Origin of the sequence: Roseomonas gilardii subsp. gilardii (assembly GCF_023078375.1) — a bacterium.
GTDB lineage: Bacteria > Pseudomonadota > Alphaproteobacteria > Acetobacterales > Acetobacteraceae > Roseomonas > Roseomonas gilardii.
On sequence record NZ_CP095554.1, the window covers coordinates 3,265,117 to 3,282,897 of the forward strand.

The window sequence follows — 17,781 nt, forward strand, 5'->3', positions numbered from 1 at the left end:
CATCTCCGGTGAGGAGGTGGCTCACTTCTGGGCCTCCTTCTGCTCGTCCGCCGGGCCTTCCTCGGGCGGCGGCAGGCGGTTCAGATGCACCTTCTCGTCACCGGGCAGCGTGGTCATGCCCTCCCAGGGAGAAAGGAAGTCGAACTGGCGGAATTCCTGGGTCAACTTCACCGGCTCATAGACCACCTCGCGCCGCTCGGAATCGTAGCGGACCTCGACATGGCCGGTGAGCGGGAAGTCCTTGCGCAGCGGATGCCCTTCGAAACCGTAATCCGTGAGCAGGCGACGCAGATCGGTCTGTCCGGCAAAGAGGATGCCGTACATGTCCCAGGCCTCTCGCTCGAACCAGGTCGCCGTCGGCCAGATCGCCGCCACGCTGGGCACCGGCGTGTTCTCGTCCGTGCTGGCGATCACGCGGACGCGGTGGTTGTGCCGCAGGCTCAGCAGGTTCCAGACCACTTCGAAGCGCTCGGCCCGCCCGGGCCAGTCCACACCGCAGATGTCCATGCACTGCTCGAAGGCGAAGCGCGGGTCGTCGCGCAGCATCAGCATCACCGGCAGCACCGCCTCGCGGCGCAGCCGGACCACCAGCTCGCCCGGCGCGGTCTCGGCCCGCCGCGTCACCCGCGCATCCAGCACGGAACCCTGGGGCGCCGCCGCGGTGATCGCCTGGCCGAGCGCTGCCAGCGGCGAGAGCGGCGCGGAAGGAGTGGAGTCGGTATCAGCCACGAAGGATGGTCCCCGTCCGCCGGATCTTCTTCTGAAGCTGCAGCACGCCATAGACCAGCGCCTCGGCCGTCGGCGGGCAGCCGGGCACATAGACATCGACCGGCACGATCCGGTCGCAGCCGCGTACCACGCTGTAGGAATAATGGTAGTACCCGCCGCCATTGGCGCAGGAGCCCATGGAGATCACCCAGCGCGGCTCCGACATCTGGTCGTAGACCTTGCGCAGGGCCGGGGCCATCTTGTTGGTCAGCGTGCCGGCCACGATCATCACGTCGGACTGGCGCGGCGATCCGCGCGGGATGGCGCCGAAGCGGTCGAGGTCGTAGCGCGCCATATAGGCATGGATCATCGGCACCGCGCAGCAGGCCAGGCCGAAGGTCATCGGCCAGAGGCTGCCGGTGCGGGCCCAGTTCACCACCTTGTCCAGGTTGGCGATCACGAAGCCCTTCTCCTGGATCTCCCCGGTCACGCCACGGATCACCGCATCCTGTCCCGGGCCGGGCGGAAGCGCGTCCTTGTTCCAGGCAACGGCTTGATCAGACATTCAACTCTCCCACCCGCCGGTCACTCAGCATGGTCACGCAGCACATTCCTTCCAGGGGCCCCATCGCGGCGCCCCACGGCGGCAAGGCGGCTCCTGCCCCGCCCTGCCTGCCGTGCTCACTCCCAGTCCAGCGCGCCCTTCCGCCACTCATAGACGAAGCCGACCGTCAGCACGGTCAGGAAGCCCATCATGGACAGGAAGCCCACCCAGCCGAGGGTGCCCAGCGAGATCGCCCAGGGGAACAGGAAGGCCACTTCGAGGTCGAAAATGATGAACAGGATGGCCACGAGGTAGAAACGCACGTCGAAGCGATGCCGCGTGTCCTCGAACGGCTCGAAGCCGCACTCATAGGTCGAGAGCTTTTCCGGATCCGGCTTCTGGTGCGCCGCCAGGAACGAACCGCCCACCATGGCGATGGAGATCACCACCGCGATGGCCAGGAAGACGAGGATCGGGAAGTACTCGGCGAGGAGCGGCTGCGTCATCGTTTCGTTATCCAATGCAAACAGCGCCACGAGGGCGTGTGCGATGCAGCGCGAACATACTGCGACCCGCAGGACACTGCCATAGCGCGCGGGCAGCAATACCGCCATGTGACCCAAAGACAAGGGGGCATGCCGACATGACAGGCCGACAATAAATCCGGACAAATTCGGTCCGGATACATGGGGCAGTTCTTGTGACGAAAAGAATGCCGCCGCGCTGATCGAAAGGCAAGGAATGCGGTGGATGGCGCGAGTGACGGGGCTCGAACCCGCGACCTCCGGCGTGACAGGCCGGCGCTCTAACCAACTGAGCTACACCCGCGCAAAACAATGCGACAAGGGCCGACGGCGATCCGTCAGCCATGCCGGGTCCAGGAACGATGCTGCATCGGGTGGCGCGAGTGACGGGGCTCGAACCCGCGACCTCCGGCGTGACAGGCCGGCGCTCTAACCAACTGAGCTACACCCGCACACGATGCAAGCCCCACTGCCCTGGGGCGAGAGGAGCGCCGCGCCCTTCGGTGCGGCTCGTGGGGCGGGGTTTATGGGGTGGCGGGGAAGGTGTCAAGCAGGCCACGGACCATTCGGGCCACCATTCCCGGCGCATCCGCCGGATCGTCCGCCACCCCGGAAACCGCCCCGGTCAGTCCGATATGACATGCATGACAGCCCCCTCCTCCGGCATCCCATCCGGTGAGCGACTCGCCGCCGAATCCGGAATGGGCGCTGGTGCGCCGGCCCGCCCGGAACAAGGCCCGGCAGGATACGAAACGAGGAAGGCGGAAAGGGAAGCAGTGCGCGGAATGGGCGCTGAGGGATTCGAACCCCCGGCATCCTCGGTGTAAACGAGGCGCTCTACCGCTGAGCTAAGCGCCCAAGGACATCCGCCAGGGCAACAGGGCCGGCAGGATAAGGCGGAAGCGAGGCCCAGGCCACCGCCCCCGCCATGCCTCTGGAATCAGGAGTTCAGCGCGTCCTTGAGCCCCTTGCCGGGCTTGAAACGCACGGAGGTGGAAGCCTCGATCCTGATCTCCTCCCCGGTGCGCGGGTTCCGGCCGGTGCCGGCCTTACGGGTGGAAATGGAGAAGGTGCCGAAACCAACCAGCCGGACCTCCTGATTCTCCTTCAGGGACGCTTCGATCGCCTTGAACATCGCGTCCACCACCTCGGTGGCCTTGGCCCGGGTCAGTTCGCCCGTCTCGGCCACCACGGCCACGAGATCCTGCTTGTTCACCTGCGATACCCCTCCGGTGATCACCAACAATACGGGGGAAGCCCCGAGCGGAACTTCCCCCTCCTGGCCGGGACACTAGGCAGCGCGGTTTCCGGCCGTCAACGGCCCGAAACCGCGCGGAAGCCGCACCTCGCGCACTTCCCTGGGAGAAGCGGCAGGGCGGCCACGATGGCCGTCCCGCAACCCTGGGGTGCAGGAGCCGCGAGGCCCCTGCCCCACCCGGAGGATCAGTGCGGCAGGCTGGGCGAGGCCGGCGCGCCGGCGCCCGGCTTGGCCGGCGGCGCCTCGGACGCCTCGTCCCACTCGATGGCCTCGGGCTTCCGGACCAGCGCCTGGGCGATCACCTCGTCCACATGGGAAACGGGGATGATCTTCAGGAACTTCTTCACCGAGTCGGGGATCTCGGCGAGGTCCTTCTCGTTCTCCTGCGGGATGAAGACGGTGGTGACACCGGCCCGCATCGCCGCGAGGAGCTTTTCCTTCAGCCCGCCGATCGGCAGCACCCGGCCGCGCAGCGTGATCTCGCCCGTCATCGCCACATCCTTGCGGACGGGAATGCCGGTCATGATCGACACCATGGCGGTGGCCATGGCGATGCCCGCACTGGGCCCGTCCTTCGGCGTCGCGCCCTCGGGCACATGGACGTGGATGTCCCGCTTCTCCAGCAGCGTCGGCTTGATGCCGAAGGTGATGGAGCGGCTGCGGACATAGGACAGCGCCGCGGAGACGCTCTCCTGCATCACGTCACCCAGCTTGCCCGTGTGCTTCACCGCGCCCTTGCCGGGCAGCAGCACCGCCTCGATGGTCAGGATCTCGCCGCCCACCTCTGTCCAGGCGAGGCCGGTGACGGCACCCACCTGATCCTCCAGCTCCGCCTCGCCATAGCGGTACTTCTTGATGCCCGCATACTTCTCGAGGTTCTTGCGGGTGACCGCGACCTTCTTGGCCTTGCCGGACACGATCTCCCGCACCGCCTTGCGCGCCACGCCGCCGAGCTCGCGCTCATAGGAGCGCACGCCCGCCTCCCGCGTGTAGTACCGCGCCAGGTCCAGCAGGGCCTCGTCGGTGATCGTCCACTCGCCGGGTTTCAGCCCGTTCGCCTCGGTGACCTTGGCGATCAGGTGCCGCTTGGCGATCTGGATCTTCTCATCCTCCGTGTAGCCGGGGATGCGGATGATCTCCATGCGGTCCAGCAACGGCTGGGGCATGCGCAGCGAGTTGGCGGTCGTGATGAACATCACGTCCGACAGGTCGTAGTCCACCTCCAGGTAATGATCCGCGAAGCTGCTGTTCTGCTCCGGGTCCAGCACCTCCAGCAGGGCCGAGGACGGGTCGCCGCGCCAGTCGGCGCCCAGCTTGTCAATCTCGTCCAGCAGGAAGAGCGGGTTGGAGGTCTTCGCCTTCTTCATCCCCTGGATGACCTTGCCCGGCATGGAGCCGATATAGGTCCGCCGGTGGCCGCGCACCTCCGCCTCGTCCCGCACGCCGCCCAGCGACATGCGCACGAAGTTACGGTTGGTCGCCTTGGCGATGCTCTTGCCCAGCGAGGTCTTGCCGACGCCCGGAGGACCCACGAGGCACAGGATCGGTCCCTTGATCTTCTGGCTGCGCGACTGCACGGCCAGATACTCCAGGATCCGCTCCTTGACCTTCTCCAGCCCGTAGTGGTCGGCGTCCAGCACCTCCTCCGCGGCCTTCAGGTCGTTCCGGACCTTGCTCTTCTTCTTCCAGGGGATGGAGAGCATCCAGTCGAGGTAGTTGCGCACCACCGTCGCCTCGGCGCTCATCGGCGACATGGTCTTGAGCTTCTTCAGCTCGCCCATCGCCTTCTCGCGCGCCTCGGCGGTGAACTTGGTGGCCTTGATCTTGGCCTCCAGCTCGGCGGTCTCGTCCTTGCCTTCCTCGCCCTCGCCCAGTTCCTTCTGGATCGCCTTGAGCTGCTCGTTCAGGTAGTACTCGCGCTGCGTCTTCTCCATCTGCCGCTTGACGCGGTTCCGGATGCGCTTCTCCACCTGCAGGACGCCGATCTCGCTCTCCATATGGGCGAAGACCCGCTCCAGCCGGGCGCCCACGCCCACCGTCTCCAGCAGCTCCTGCTTCTCGGAGATCTTGAGGTTCAGATGGCTGGCCACCGTGTCGGCCAGCTTGGCCACGTCCTCGATCTGGTTGATCGAGACCAGCACCTCGGGCGCGATCTTCTTGTTGAGCTTGATGTACTGCTCGAACTGCGTGACCACGGAGCGGGCCAGCGCCTCGACCTCGCGCGGCTCGGCCGGCGCGGCTTCCTCCACCGGGGTGGAAAAGGCCTCGAAATAGGAATCCGTCTCCTTCCAGCCGACCACCTGGGCCCGCCGGCCGCCCTCGACCAGCACCTTCACGGTGCCGTCCGGCAGCTTCAGAAGCTGGAGGATCGTGGAAACGGTGCCGATCTCATAGAGATCGGAAGCCTGGGGGTCGTCCTGGGATGCGTTGCGCTGCGCCAGGAGGAGGATCTGCTTGTCCTCCCGCATCACCGCTTCCAGGGCACGCACGGATTTCTCGCGCCCCACGAAAAGCGGCACGATCATATGCGGGAAGACGACGATGTCCCGGAGCGGCAGGACGGGGAGCAATTCGCCGCTGACAGTTTCCGTCATGGGACCTCACTATGGACAGTCGGCCCGGGGCCGCCCACAGGAAGACCCGACCTCGGGCTTCCATCGGACGGCACGGCCCCGGTGCCACGGGGATGGGATGACAGATGGTGCGCCGCGCCCTTGCATACAACCGTGTAGGTCAAGACCCTCTCGGTGGTGCGGGCGGGCGCGGCTCCCATCGGCGTCAGGCGGAGGTCTGTTCCGCCGGACGCTCGCCATAGATGAACAACGGCGTGGCCCGTCCCTCGGCCACTTCCTTGTTCACCACGACCTCCTCGACCTGATCCAGGCCAGGCAGCTCGAACATGGTCCCCAGCAGGATGTTCTCCATGATCGAGCGCAGCCCGCGGGCGCCCGTCTTGCGCTGGATCGCCCGCGTCGCCACCGAACGCAGCGCATCCTCGGTGAAGGTCAGCTTGGTGGCCTCCATCTCGAACAGGCGCTGGTACTGCTTCAGCAGGGCGTTCTTGGGCTTGGTCAGGATCTCGATGAGCGCCTTCTCGTCCAGATCCTCCAGCGTCGCGACCACCGGCAGGCGGCCGATGAACTCGGGGATCAGGCCGAATTTCAGCAGGTCCTCGGGCTCCACCTCCCGCAGGATGGCGCCCTGGCGGCGCTCGTCCGGGCCGCGGACCTCGGCGCCGAAGCCGATGCCGGAGCCCTTGCCCTTGGCGGCGATGATCTTGTCGAGGCCGGCGAAGGCGCCACCCACGATGAAGAGGATGTTGGAGGTATCGACCTGCAGGAATTCCTGCTGCGGGTGCTTCCTTCCGCCCTGGGGCGGGACGGAGGCCACCGTGCCCTCCATGATCTTGAGCAGCGCCTGCTGGACGCCCTCCCCGCTCACGTCGCGCGTGATCGAGGGGTTGTCCGACTTGCGGCTGATCTTGTCGACCTCGTCGATATAGACGATGCCACGCTGCGCCCGCTCGACATTGTAGTCGGCCGACTGCAGCAGCTTGAGGATGATGTTCTCGACATCCTCGCCGACATAGCCCGCCTCGGTCAGCGTCGTGGCGTCGGCCATGGTGAAGGGCACGTCGAGGATGCGTGCCAGCGTCTGGGCGAGCAGCGTCTTGCCCGAGCCGGTCGGCCCGATCAGCATGATGTTGCTCTTGGCGATCTCGACGTCGCCAGACTTCCCGCCCGCGGCCAGCCGCTTGTAATGATTATGGACCGCCACCGAGAGCACCTTCTTGGCGTGCTCCTGGCCGATCACGTAATCATCGAGGACCTTGCAGATCTCCTTCGGGGTCGGCACCCCGTCGCGAGACTTCACGAGGTGCGTCTTGTGCTCCTCGCGGATGATATCCATGCACAGCTCGACGCATTCATCGCAGATGAACACGGTCGGACCGGCGATAAGCTTGCGCACCTCATGCTGCGACTTGCCGCAGAAGGAGCAATACAGTGTATTCTTCGAGTCGCCGGACTTGCTCATGCTCGCTCCTGACCCCGGTTACCGTCCCCTGGACGCGGAACGCCCGGGTTTCGCCCGAAGGGCAAAGGGTACTCTAGACCCCGTATGACAAATGGGGGAAGCCTCGGGCGCCGGCGAGCCCCCAAAGAACACATCTCCGGGTTGCCCGCCGGGCATTTCTCGCGCGGCTCACACCGGCTTGGGCGCCGCCCCATCGGCCGTGGCACTGGCCGGGCGCTGCTCCACCACCTGGTCGATCAGCCCGAAATCCCGGGCCTCCTCGGCCGACATATAGGTGTCGCGCTCCAGCTTCGCCTCGATCGCCTCGACCGGCTGGCCGGTATGCTTCACATAGATCTCGTTCAGCCGCTTGCGCAGGCTCAGGATCTCGCGCGCCTGGATCTCGATGTCGGTCGCCTGGCCCTGGGCGCCGCCGGAGGGCTGATGCACCATGATCCGGCCATTCGGCAAGGAGAAGCGCTTGCCCTTCTCGCCGGCCGTCAGCAGCAGGGAGCCCATGGAGGCCGCCATGCCCATGCAGACCGTGCTCACGGGGGCGCGGACATACTGCATCGTGTCATAGATCGCGAGGCCCGCCGACACCACGCCGCCCGGAGAATTGATGTAGAACGAGATCTCCTTGTTCGGGTTCTCGCTCTCCAGGAACAGGAGCTGGGCGCAGATCAGCGAGGCAACGCCGTCATAGACCTGCCCCGTCAGGAAGATGATCCGCTCCTTCAGCAGGCGCGAATAGATGTCGAAGGAACGCTCCCCGCGAGCGGTCTGCTCGATGACCATGGGAACGAGCGTATTGTTATAGATCTCAACCGGATCGCGGTCACGCATGTCACTTCCTTTCGCCACCGGGCCCAGAACCGATGCTGGCGGCGGAAGGGCATGAAGGCAACCGCCTCCCGGCCCGTCCGGTCCCCAGTCCCGGCCCTCCCCCGGGGGTATATGCCCGGCAAGGATTGACGAAACATGCGGCGAACCGGCCCGCCCCGGCACGTCGCGCGCCTCGGCGAAACCAAGATGGCCCGCCCCGCCCACCGATGGAAGGGGGCGGAAGACAGATCGGTGACCGGGGAGAAGGCATCACCCCGGTACCCTTCCCGCAGATGGGGCCCGGCGGGTGGAACCCGCCGGGAAAGGGACCCGGCCGGGGTCAGGCCGCGTCGGTGGCCTCGGCCTTCTCGGGGGCCTGCAGCTCCTCGGGCGTCACGCTGCGCTCGTTGACCTTGGCCAGCTCCAGCATGAAGTCCACGACCTTCTCCTCGAAGAGCGGGGCGCGGATGCTGTCCATGGCCTGCGGGTTGCGCTGGAAGTACTCCATCACCTGCTTCTCCTGGCCGGGATAGCGGCCGGCCTCGGCGCGCATGGCCCGCAGGATCTCCTCCTGCCCGACCTGCACGCCGTTGGTGCGGCCGATCTCGCTGACCAGCAGGCCCAGGCGGATGCGGCGCTCGGCGATCTTGCGGTACTCGGCCCGCAGGGTCTCCTCGTCCTTGCCCTTGTCCTCGGCGTCCAGGCGCCCGGCCTTCAGATCGGCCTCGACGCGCTGCCAGATGCCCTCGAACTCGGCATCCACCAGGCCCTGCGGCACCGGGAAGTCGGCCCGCTCGGCCAGCGCGTCCAGGAGCTGGCGCTTGACCTTCAGGCGGGAGGCCTGGTCGTACTGGCTCTGCAGGATCTCCTTCATCTGGTTCCGGAGGTCCTCGATCCCGCCCGGCACGCCGACCTTCTTGGCGAACTCGTCGTCCAGCGCCGGCTTCACGGCCTTCTTCAGCGCCTTGGCCGTCATCTCGAAGACGGCGGGGCGGCCGGCGAGGTCAGGGGCGTGGTATTCCTCGGGGAAGGTCACCTCGACATGCCGGGTCTCGCCGACCTTGATGCCGACCAGCCCGTCCGCGAAGCCGGGGATGAAGCCCTCGCCGCCGAGCTCCACCGGCATGTCGCTGCCGCTGCCGCCCTGGAACTCCTCCAGCTCGCCCTCGGGATTGTCCTTCGGGCGGGCACGGCCCACGAAGTCCACGATCACCGTGTCGCCGGCCTCGGCGGGGCGGTCCTCGGTCACGTCCTCCAGCGAGGCCGCGCGGGCCGCCAGACCCTCCAGCGCCTTGTTCACCTCCTCCTCGGAAGGCTCGGCCTTCAGCCGCTCCACCTCGATGGAGGAGAATTCCGGCATCGGGATCTCGGGCAGGACCTCCATCTCGATATGGAAGGCGACGTCCTTGCCCTCGCCGATCTCCTCGCTCTTCAGCTCCACCTTGGGCTGCTGCGCCGGCTTCAGCCCGCGCTCGGAGAGCAGGTCGCGGGTCGCGGTCTGCACCGCCTCTTCCAGCACCTCGCCGTTGATGGCCGTGCCGTAGCGGTTCTTGACCACCGACATCGGCACCTTGCCCGGGCGGAAGCCCGGCAGCCGGAGATCCCTGGCCACGGCCGCCAGACGCTTGTTCCGCGCCGCGTCCACCTCGGCCGCCTGCACCACCACGTCAAAGGAGCGCTTCAGCCCCTCCGTCGCGACCTCGGTCACCTGCATGTCGTTCGGTCCCAGTTCCAAAATCCTTGTGCGGCACTGCCCGTGGCGGGGCGGTGGCTGGTGCGGGCGGAGGGACTTGAACCCCCACGACTTGCGCCACTGGAACCTAAATCCAGCGTGTCTACCAATTCCACCACGCCCGCATGCGCCGTGCCGTCGAAGCGCCGGCGTGTAACCCATAGGGCGGGCATTTCCAAGCCGGCACCCGGGACTTCACGCCGCTTCCGCCCCGAATCCGCGCGCCCCGCCCCCCGAAACCACCCGCGGGGAGGCGCCCGCCTCACCCCCGACGGATGCGCGGCTGCGGCCGGCGGACCTGCCCGATCTTGCGGAAGGCATAGAGGAAGGAGGTCCAGCGCCCGGTCGGCAGGTCCAGCAGGCCCGTATCCTCGCGCAGCTCCACCGGCACGCAGCCATGCCGGTTCGCCAGGGCGAAGACCGCGCGCTGCGGGAAGACATGGAACTCCCGCTCCGCCACCGGCTCCCGCGCCAGGTATTCCGCGGTGGAGAAGCGGTAGCCCTCGGCCCAGCCGGGCACCGAGAAGATCGCCATCCCCCCGTTGCGCAGCGCGGCGAAGGCCTGGTCCAGCACCGCCGCCACCACCGGCGGAGGGTCGTGCCACAGGGTCAGCCGGCTGTAGAACAGATCATAGGCCCTGGCCGGGACGAGATGCTGCGCGGTGACGGGGTGGAAGCGGACATTGCCGATCCCCGCCTCCTCCATCCGCGCCGCCGCCACGTCCAGGTGCGGCTGCGAGATGTCGCAGGCGATGACCTCCCGGAACCAGGGCGCCACCTGCCCCGTCACCCGCCCGACGCCGCAGCCATATTCCAGCATGACCGGCAGGTCCGCGGTAGCGAGGCCGGCGCGGCGGAAGATCGACAGGATCAGCCCGAGATCAAAGAGCCCCGTCTGGTAGAATCCGTCCCGGTGCGCTTCCAGATTCTCCGGCCGGTGCTGTGGCAGGGGCAGCACCGACCAGTGCGGGGCCTCCTCGCCCAGCGCCGTCCAGCAGGCGGTCAGCCGTTCCAGCAGCCGCGCCAGTTCCTCGGGTGGTGCCTCGGCCTCGATCTCCTGCAAAGGCGCGTCCAGCGGCGCGAAGGGCGGCGGCGGGGTGATCGCCAGGCCGAGCCCGTCCAGCTTCGCCCGGAACTCGTCCGAGCCCAGGAATTCCCGCCGCAGCGTGGCGAGGTCCGGCGTCATCGCCGCCCGCGACGCCAGGGCGGCCGTCTCGTCCGGATGCGGTTCCCGCCCCAGGATCAGGCGATAGGCGGCACGCACATCCTCGGCCGTCACCTGCGCCCGGCGGGGGGCGGGCGCCAGCAGGGTGTCGCCCTCCGCCGGGGCAGAGACTTGCCCTTCCCCACTCTTCCCGTCCTCACGGGCCTGGCGATCGGCAAGCATGATCCGCCTCCCATCCTTGAACCCGGGCATGGCTAACACGGGTGCGGCGCACAAACGACCACTTTTACGGGAAAATCCCCCATGCCGCGCCCGCAAGGGTCGTCCTCCGGCATGGGAATCCGGTCGCAGCGGGATCATCCGCCGGCGCGCATCTTCTCCGCCAGGGCCAGGGCCGCCGGAATCCCCGCCACCACATCCTCGGCGATCAGCCCCGGCCCCGGCGAGGCGGCGGCGCCATGCACCCAGACCGCCGCGGCGGCAGCCTCGAAGGGCGGCATCCCCTGCGCCAGGAAGGCGCCGCAGATCCCGGACAGCACATCCCCCGTCCCGGCCGTGGCGAGGCTTGGCGGGGCGTTGTCGTTGATCGCCACCCGCCCGTCCGGCGCGGCGATGATCGTGTCGCTGCCCTTCAGCACCACCACCGCCCCGGTCCGCGCCGCCGCCGCGCGCACGGAGGCCAGCCGGTCCTCCCCCACCGCGCCGAAGACCCGCGCGAACTCCCCGCCATGCGGCGTGAGGATCGAGGCGCCTCGCAGGCGCTCCGGATGCCCGGCGCAGAGGGTCAGCGCCCCCGCATCCGCCACCACCGGCTGGCCGCCCGCGAGCACCTTGTCCAGCAGGGCGCCCGCCCTCTCGTCCGGCGGCAGGCCCGGCCCCAGGACCCAGACACGCCCTTTGCTTCCGCTCATCGCATCCGGCGGCGGATCGGCGATGATGTCGCCCGGCATGGCGACGCCGCGCAGGGTGAAGGCCGCGCCGGGCGAGGTCGCGGCGATGGTCAGCATCCCCGCCCCCGCGCGCCGCGCCGCCATCGCGGCCAGGCGCGCCGCCCCGGGCATGGTCGCCCCCGCGGCCACCAGGACATGGCCGCGCTCATGCTTGTGCATCGCCGCCGCCGGGCGCGGCAGGCGCCAGAGCCGGGGCCCGTTGCGGAAGGCACGCGGCGCGATCTCGGCGATCACGGAATCGGGCAGGCCGATATCCGCCAGTTCCACCTCTCCGCAGAGATCGCGCCCCGGCAGCAGCAGGTGCCCCGGCTTCAGCCGCGCGAAACTCACCGTGGCCATGGCCTGGGCCGCATGGCCCCGCACCTGCCCCGTGCCGCCATCCACGCCGCTCGGCACATCGACCGCGAGGACCGGTGCCGCGATGGCGCGCAGCACATCCGCGACCGCCCCGTCCACCGGCCGCGACAGGCCGGCGCCGAAGACCGCATCCACCACCACCGCCGCCCGCGACACCGCCGCCGGCCCCCAGCCCAGCCTCGGCCCGCGCCAGCGCGCCGCCGCCTCCGCAGCGGCCCCGCCCGGGCGTGGCTCCGCCAGGGCCGCCACCGCGACGGGCCAGCCCTCCTGCGCCAGCAGCCGCGCCGCCACCCAGCCATCGCCGCCATTGTCCCCGGGCCCGCACAGCACCACGACCCGCCGGGGCCGCCAGCGCCGGCGCAGCGACCGCGCCACCGCCCGCCCGGCCGCCGCCATCAGCACGCGCGTCGGATGCCCCGCCTCGGCGGCCAGCGCATCGGCGCGGGCCATCTCGTCAGGGGTCAGCAGTTCCGGCGGGACGGGAGAGGTCGTGTGGATCAAGCCAGGTTCCTCGCGAGGGCCGGTCGCCCTCCTGAAACAGCCCATGGATCGGGCCCGGCGGGCGATAGGAAGCCCGTGAGCGCCCAGGGCGGGAGCTTCCTGCACCCCGGCGCCCATGTCACCCTGCCAACGCCGCGCCCCGCCCCCGGATGCGGGGAAGGTCCTCCCGTTTCCTCCGGGCCAGGGCGAGGCGGGCAGCCAGCCGCACGGAAGGATCATGACGATGACGGATTTGCACGGCCTCGACGGCCTCATCCAGCCGGCCGGCCCGCGTGGCGCCGCCACCCCGGATCGCGATGGCCTCCACCGGCGTGACGTCATCATCATGACCTCGCTGATGACCGGGCTGACCCTGGCCACCGCCCATGGCGCGGCGGCCCAGGTGATCCAGACGGACAATGCCGGCCTGCAGGCGGGCGAGGTGCAGATCCCCACCCGGGATGGCCGCATCCCCGCCTATGCCGCCCGTCCGGCCGGCGAGGGTCCCTTCCCCACCGTGCTGGTGATCGAGGAGATCTTCGGCGTCCACGACTACATCAAGGATATCTGCCGCCGCCTGGCCAAGGCCGGCTACCTTGCCGTGGCGCCGGAACTCTATGCCCGCCTCGCCGACCTCTCGAAGATGACCGACGTGCAGCAGATCGTGCGCGACGTGATCAGCAAGGCGCCCGACACGACCATGCTCTCCGACCTCGATGCCACCGTGGCCTGGGCCAAGGCCGAAGGGCATGGCGACACCACGCGGCTCGGCGTCACCGGCTTCTGCCGGGGCGGCCGCAACACCTGGCTCTACGCCGCCCACAACCCGGCGCTGAAGGCCGCCATCGCCTGGTACGGGCCGGTCGGCGGCGGCACCAGCGACATCCAGCCGCGCACCCCCATGGATGTGGCCGCCGAGCTGAAATGCCCGCTCCTGGGCCTCTATGGCGGCGCCGACACGGGCATCCCGGTCGATCAGGTCCAGGCCGCCGCGCAGAAGGCCCGCGCCGCCGGAAAGCAGGTGGAGATCGTGGTCTTTCCCGATGCCCCGCACGGCTTCCACGCGGACTACCGCCCCAGCTACCGGCGGGAGGCCGCCGAGGAGGGCTGGCGCCGCATGCTCGCCTGGTTCCGCGACCACGGCGTCGCCTGAGGCCAGCCGGGCGGAGGCGCCCATCGCGGTGTCGTTCGCCAAACCGGATGAAAAGCCCCAGTATGAAAAGCCCCAGTCTGCGAGCCCGGTCTGCAGCGGAAGGCGGATTCGCCCTGGCCACCGGGGCGGGGGTGGCCGGTGCCCCGGACAGAGACTTCGGAAGAGACCAGGAAAGGGAACGGCAATGGCATTCGTGGTGGCGGTGGCGAGCCAGAAGGGCGGGGCGGGCAAGTCCACGGTGGCGGCGAACCTGGCCACGGCCCTGCTGGCCGAGGGCGTCCCCGTCGCCCTGCTCGACACCGACCCGCAGGGCACGCTCACCCGCTGGCACCAGGAACGCTCCGGAGACGCCCCGGCGCTGGACTTCGACGCCCCGGCGGGCTGGCGCGTGTCGCAGATGGTGGACAGGCGCCGCAAGGCTCCCGGCTTTTTGATCCTCGACACGCCGCCGCATGCCGATGCCGATGCACGCCGCGCCATCCGCTCGGCGGATCTGGTGCTCATCCCCCTGCAGCCCTCGATGCCCGATGTCTGGGCCATCGACGCCACCCTCTCGGTCGCCGCCGAGGAGAAGCGCCCCGTCGCCCTGCTGCTGAACCGTGTCCCCTCCCAGGGGCGGCTGCGGGACGAGGTGCGGGCGCATCTGCGCGAGCGCGACCTGCCGGTCCTGTCCGCCACGCTCGGCAACCGCACCGCCTTCGCCGCCGCCTTCGGGCGTGGCCTCGGCGCGGTGGAGGATGCGCCGCGCGGCCTGGCCGCCCAGGAAGCACGCGCCCTGGCCGAGGCCCTTCGGCGCGAGGCGGCGCCCTGAGGCGTACCTCCTGACGCAGGCCCGGCGATCCGCTGACTTCCTTTTGTCACGCACCGGGGCGCGCCGCGTCTAAGCTGCGGCGGTCCGCGGGGACCCAGCAGAGCCAGCACATGGCCATCCCGCGGCGATCAGGAGGAAGAGCCCTTGGCCAGCATCATCGCGTTCAGCGCCTTCGGGCGCCTGCCCATGCGCCCCGTCACCGATCCCGAGCTGGATTCCGTCCTCGCGGAAAGCGGTCCCGGGCAGGTCAGCATCCTCTATCTCTGGGGCAGCCGCTGCGCCGATTGCGAGGCAGTCCGCGCCGCCCTACGCAGCACGCCCGAAAGCTTCCTCTGGCCCGGCGTCCGCTGGCTCGAAAGCGACCTGCGCGACGACCTCAGCCTGGCGACGCGCTTCGGGCTGCTCGGCATCCCGGCCTTCCTGATCTTCGCCGGGCGCCGCCCCCGGGGCCGGATCACCGGCTGGCCGGGCGTCCCCACCTTCACCCGGCTGGTCGGCGAACAGCTCCGGCGCCTCCACTGAGGCGTCGCGGCGAGGCCGCCGGCGCTCAGCGCCCGTTGCGCTCGATCGTCACCCGCACGTCCAGCGGGGGCGCCGTATAGGGGGCGGAGGTCACGATCACATCCACCCCGGCCCGGGCATAATCGGCGATGTTGCGATCGTCGATGCCGCCGGTGGCGACCAGCACCGGCCGCTTCGGATGGCCGTTCAGCGCGCGCACCACCTCGGCCACCTGTTCCGGCGAGAACTTGTCGCACTGCACGATATCCACCCCGGAATGGGCGAACTGCACCGCCTCGTCCACATTCCCCGCCTCGGCCGCGATCTTGCGCTCGGGCTGCGCGGCGCGGAGCTGCGCCACCCAGAGATGCGGCGGCTGCCGGCCGAGGAATCCCCGGTGCTGCGCGAAGACCAGCACGCTGTCGGAAAGGCCCAGCCGGTGCGGCACGCAGCCGCCCGCCGTGATGGCGCGCAGCATCACGTCCTTGACCCCCGGCAGGTGCTTGCGCGTGCAGGCCACGGCGATCTCCGGCCGGATCTGCCGCGCGGCCGTCCGCAGCCGGGCGGCGGCGGTGGCGACGCCGGAGGTCAGCTCCATCAGCGTCTGGGCCGTCTTGCTGGCCCGGTGCAGCGCGCCGGCCGGTCCCCGCGCCTGGAGGATCGGGCTGCCTTCCTCGATCTGCGCGCCGGAACGGCAGAAGCGCTGCACCTCCTCGCAGCCGGCGAGGCGGAACAGCGTCTCCGCCTCCTCGGCGCAGCACACGGTCATCAATGACCCGGCCGTCATCGACAGGCGGCCATGCAACTCGCCGATGCCAAGGCCCCGCGTGGTCAGGTCGCCGTAGGGAGAGTCCTCCTGCAGCATGAATTCGAGACGGGCGGCCGGAATGGTGAAGCTCATGGAGTGACCCCCTTTTTCTGGTGCGGATCATAGACCAGGCCACGCCGCGCAGCCCCCACGCAGGCCCGTGCCGTGGCCTGCACCAGGCTCATACCCCGGCGAGGGCACGCCGCCATGGCCCCCCCTCCGCCAGGGTCCACCATTGGGTCTGCCATTGGGGCCACCGGTCACGGCATCGGCATCCCCGTGCCCATGCCGGGCCGGTTGTCTCCCACCCGGCCCGGCGCCATTGATGCTGCGGGCCGGAAAGGCCCACTCAGGAACCGCCGATGACGCCGCCCATCCCCCGTGCCCCGCTCCCCACCGCGCTCGCCACGGAGGCCAGCCTCCTGCCCTTCGGCACCGGCGAGGCCCGGCCCCGCGCGGTGATGGTGGCGGCGGAAACGCCCGTGGCCCTGGCCTACTCCTCCATCCCCTTCGCGGTGATGATGGCCACGCCGGCCGATCTGGAGGATTTCGCCTACGGCTTCAGCCTGACCGAGGGGATCGTCGCCTCTCCCGAGGAGATCCGCGACGTGGCCCTGCACCCGGAAGACCGCGGCCTCGCCCTCGACATCACGCTGGCCCCCGCCGCCCTGCGCCGCCACCTGGCACAGCGCCGGGCGCGGGAACGCAGCCTGCCCGGCCGGACGGGCTGCGGTCTCTGCGGGGTCGAGGGGCTGGACGCCCTGCCCGCCGCAGCCGCCCCCGCCACCCCCGCGCCGCGGCTGGAGGCCGGGGCGGTCCGCGCGGCGCTGGGCGCGATGGAGGCGGCGCAGGTGCTGAACCAGGAAACCCGCGCCGTCCATGCCGCCGCCTGGGCCGCGCCGGATGGCACACTGCGCCTGCTGCGCGAGGATGTCGGCCGCCACAACGCGCTGGACAAGCTGATCGGCGCCGCCCTGCGCGCGGGCGAAGCCCCGGCGGAGGGCTTCCTGCTGATCACCAGCCGCTGCTCCTTCGAGATGGTGGAGAAGGCGACGGCCTTCGGCGCGCGCAGCCTCGTGGCCATCTCGGCGCCGACCTCCCTGGCGCTGGAACGCGCCCGCGCCCTGGACATGACATTGCTGGCCGTGGCGCGGCGGGATTCCGTGACGGTCTTCCATGGCGCCGGCCGCGTCACCGGGCTGGAATGCCCAGCCTGAGGCGGGAACGGGGGAAGGCGGCGCCCTCCCCCGGCCCCGTTCAGGCCAGCATCGGCGGCGGCACGGGGGAAAGGTCGAAGGTCACGCCCTTCACCCCCGGGATGCCTTCCGCCAGCACGCGCAGGCCGCGCTCCACATCGTCCGAGTTGCAGAAGCCGTGGAACTGCACCACGCCCTTCTCCACATGCGGGAAGATGTAATAGGCATCCGCCCAGCTGTGCCGGCGCATCTCGGCCACCAGCTTCCGTTCGATCTCGGCATCGCTGGTCTCGCCGGGCGCCTGCGCCGGCGGGGCGACGATGGCCTTCATCAGGTCGGCGCGGGACAGGATGCCGACCAGCTTGCCGTCGCGCACCACCGGCAGGCGGCGGATGTTGCGCTTCGCCATGATCCCGGCGGCCTTCTGGATGCTGTCATCCTCGCCCACCGTTTCCAGGCTGGTCGTCATCAGGTCGCGCGCCACGCGCCCATGCGACTGCACGTACTGGAGGGCCTGGCTCGGCGCGGATTCGATCAGGCGGCGGAACCAGGACTGGGCTTCTTCCTCCCCCGTGATCTGACGCAGCAGGTCGCCCTCGGTCACGAGGCCGACGAGCTGGCCCGTCTCATCCACCACCGGCACGCCGGAGATGCCGCGCGAGGCGAAGAGGCTGGCCAGGGCAGGCACCGGCGTGTCCGGGCCGACCGTCATCACCTGGCCTGTCATGATCTCGCGAACTTTCACAGCGTCCTCC

Annotated in this window: 16 protein-coding genes and 4 tRNA genes; 4 read left to right on the top strand and 16 right to left on the bottom strand. The window is 69.7% G+C overall.

Annotated elements, in window-relative coordinates; all coding sequences use genetic code 11:
• Positions 1 to 21 precede the first annotated feature (21 nt).
• The 14 genes from MVG78_RS15005 to MVG78_RS15070 all read right to left on the bottom strand — a co-directional run bounded on the left by MVG78_RS15005 (position 22) and on the right by MVG78_RS15070 (position 12,578).
• Complete coding sequence (locus MVG78_RS15005; protein ID WP_247552769.1) at positions 22 to 729, bottom strand: NADH-quinone oxidoreductase subunit C; 708 nt, start codon at positions 727 to 729, stop codon at positions 22 to 24.
• Entirely contained in the window at positions 722 to 1,273 is a 552-nt protein-coding gene (locus MVG78_RS15010) for a NuoB/complex I 20 kDa subunit family protein (RefSeq protein ID WP_247552771.1), read from the bottom strand. The genes MVG78_RS15005 and MVG78_RS15010 overlap by 8 nt, the downstream gene beginning before the upstream one ends.
• Before the next feature lie 116 nt (positions 1,274 to 1,389).
• Positions 1,390 to 1,758: an NADH-quinone oxidoreductase subunit A gene (locus tag MVG78_RS15015; protein WP_027280287.1), complete on the bottom strand. Its 369-nt coding sequence runs from the start codon at positions 1,756 to 1,758 to the stop codon at positions 1,390 to 1,392.
• 245 nt (positions 1,759 to 2,003) lie between these two features.
• Positions 2,004 to 2,080, bottom strand: a tRNA-Asp gene (locus tag MVG78_RS15020).
• 71 nt (positions 2,081 to 2,151) lie between these two features.
• A tRNA-Asp gene (locus MVG78_RS15025) sits at positions 2,152 to 2,228 on the bottom strand.
• A gap of 334 nt (positions 2,229 to 2,562) precedes the next feature.
• Positions 2,563 to 2,634 (bottom strand) — tRNA-Val (locus tag MVG78_RS15030).
• An 82-nt stretch (positions 2,635 to 2,716) separates the two neighbouring features.
• Positions 2,717 to 2,992, bottom strand: coding sequence for an HU family DNA-binding protein (locus MVG78_RS15035; protein WP_247552773.1), 276 nt, complete (start codon positions 2,990 to 2,992; stop codon positions 2,717 to 2,719).
• Positions 2,993 to 3,219: 227 nt separating this feature from the next.
• Positions 3,220 to 5,628, bottom strand: a complete 2,409-nt coding sequence (lon, locus tag MVG78_RS15040) for an endopeptidase La (RefSeq protein WP_247552775.1) — start codon at positions 5,626 to 5,628, stop codon at positions 3,220 to 3,222.
• A 184-nt stretch (positions 5,629 to 5,812) separates the two neighbouring features.
• Positions 5,813 to 7,069, bottom strand: coding sequence for an ATP-dependent Clp protease ATP-binding subunit ClpX (gene clpX, locus MVG78_RS15045; RefSeq protein WP_027280290.1), 1,257 nt, complete (start codon positions 7,067 to 7,069; stop codon positions 5,813 to 5,815).
• A 168-nt stretch (positions 7,070 to 7,237) separates the two neighbouring features.
• Positions 7,238 to 7,894, bottom strand: coding sequence for an ATP-dependent Clp endopeptidase proteolytic subunit ClpP (gene clpP / locus MVG78_RS15050; RefSeq protein WP_247552777.1), 657 nt, complete (start codon positions 7,892 to 7,894; stop codon positions 7,238 to 7,240).
• Between the two features lie 319 nt (positions 7,895 to 8,213).
• Positions 8,214 to 9,587 (bottom strand): trigger factor, encoded by a 1,374-nt coding sequence (gene tig / locus MVG78_RS15055; protein ID WP_247552779.1) that lies wholly within the window; start codon positions 9,585 to 9,587, stop codon positions 8,214 to 8,216.
• Between the two features lie 58 nt (positions 9,588 to 9,645).
• Positions 9,646 to 9,730 (bottom strand) — tRNA-Leu (locus MVG78_RS15060).
• 137 nt (positions 9,731 to 9,867) lie between these two features.
• The gene (locus tag MVG78_RS15065) at positions 9,868 to 10,992 is read right to left on the bottom strand and encodes a class I SAM-dependent methyltransferase (RefSeq protein WP_247552781.1); all 1,125 of its coding nucleotides are present in this window, start codon (positions 10,990 to 10,992) and stop codon (positions 9,868 to 9,870) included.
• Positions 10,993 to 11,126: 134 nt separating this feature from the next.
• Positions 11,127 to 12,578, bottom strand: a complete 1,452-nt coding sequence (locus MVG78_RS15070) for an NAD(P)H-hydrate dehydratase (RefSeq protein ID WP_247552784.1) — start codon at positions 12,576 to 12,578, stop codon at positions 11,127 to 11,129.
• Between the two features lie 223 nt (positions 12,579 to 12,801).
• Here MVG78_RS15070 and MVG78_RS15075 point away from each other — a divergent pair, with 223 nt between their 5' ends.
• The 3 genes from MVG78_RS15075 (at position 12,802) to MVG78_RS15085 (ending at position 15,043) form a co-directional block, all read left to right on the top strand.
• A complete protein-coding gene (locus MVG78_RS15075; RefSeq protein WP_247552786.1) occupies positions 12,802 to 13,710 on the top strand; it encodes a dienelactone hydrolase family protein in 909 nt (302 codons plus the stop codon).
• A 184-nt stretch (positions 13,711 to 13,894) separates the two neighbouring features.
• Complete coding sequence (gene parA, locus MVG78_RS15080) at positions 13,895 to 14,521, top strand: ParA family partition ATPase (RefSeq protein WP_247552787.1); 627 nt, start codon at positions 13,895 to 13,897, stop codon at positions 14,519 to 14,521.
• 144 nt (positions 14,522 to 14,665) lie between these two features.
• The gene (locus tag MVG78_RS15085; protein WP_247552789.1) at positions 14,666 to 15,043 is read left to right on the top strand and encodes a YbbN family protein; all 378 of its coding nucleotides are present in this window, start codon (positions 14,666 to 14,668) and stop codon (positions 15,041 to 15,043) included.
• 25 nt (positions 15,044 to 15,068) lie between these two features.
• Here MVG78_RS15085 and modD read toward each other — a convergent pair whose 3' ends face one another.
• Positions 15,069 to 15,923, bottom strand: a complete 855-nt coding sequence (gene modD / locus MVG78_RS15090) for a ModD protein (protein WP_247552790.1) — start codon at positions 15,921 to 15,923, stop codon at positions 15,069 to 15,071.
• A gap of 269 nt (positions 15,924 to 16,192) precedes the next feature.
• Here modD and fdhD point away from each other — a divergent pair, with 269 nt between their 5' ends.
• A complete protein-coding gene (fdhD, locus tag MVG78_RS15095; RefSeq protein ID WP_247552792.1) occupies positions 16,193 to 17,047 on the top strand; it encodes a formate dehydrogenase accessory sulfurtransferase FdhD in 855 nt (284 codons plus the stop codon).
• Positions 17,048 to 17,087: 40 nt separating this feature from the next.
• Here fdhD and MVG78_RS15100 read toward each other — a convergent pair whose 3' ends face one another.
• A complete protein-coding gene (locus tag MVG78_RS15100; protein ID WP_247552794.1) occupies positions 17,088 to 17,771 on the bottom strand; it encodes a CBS domain-containing protein in 684 nt (227 codons plus the stop codon).
• Between the last annotated feature and the right edge of the window lie 10 nt (positions 17,772 to 17,781).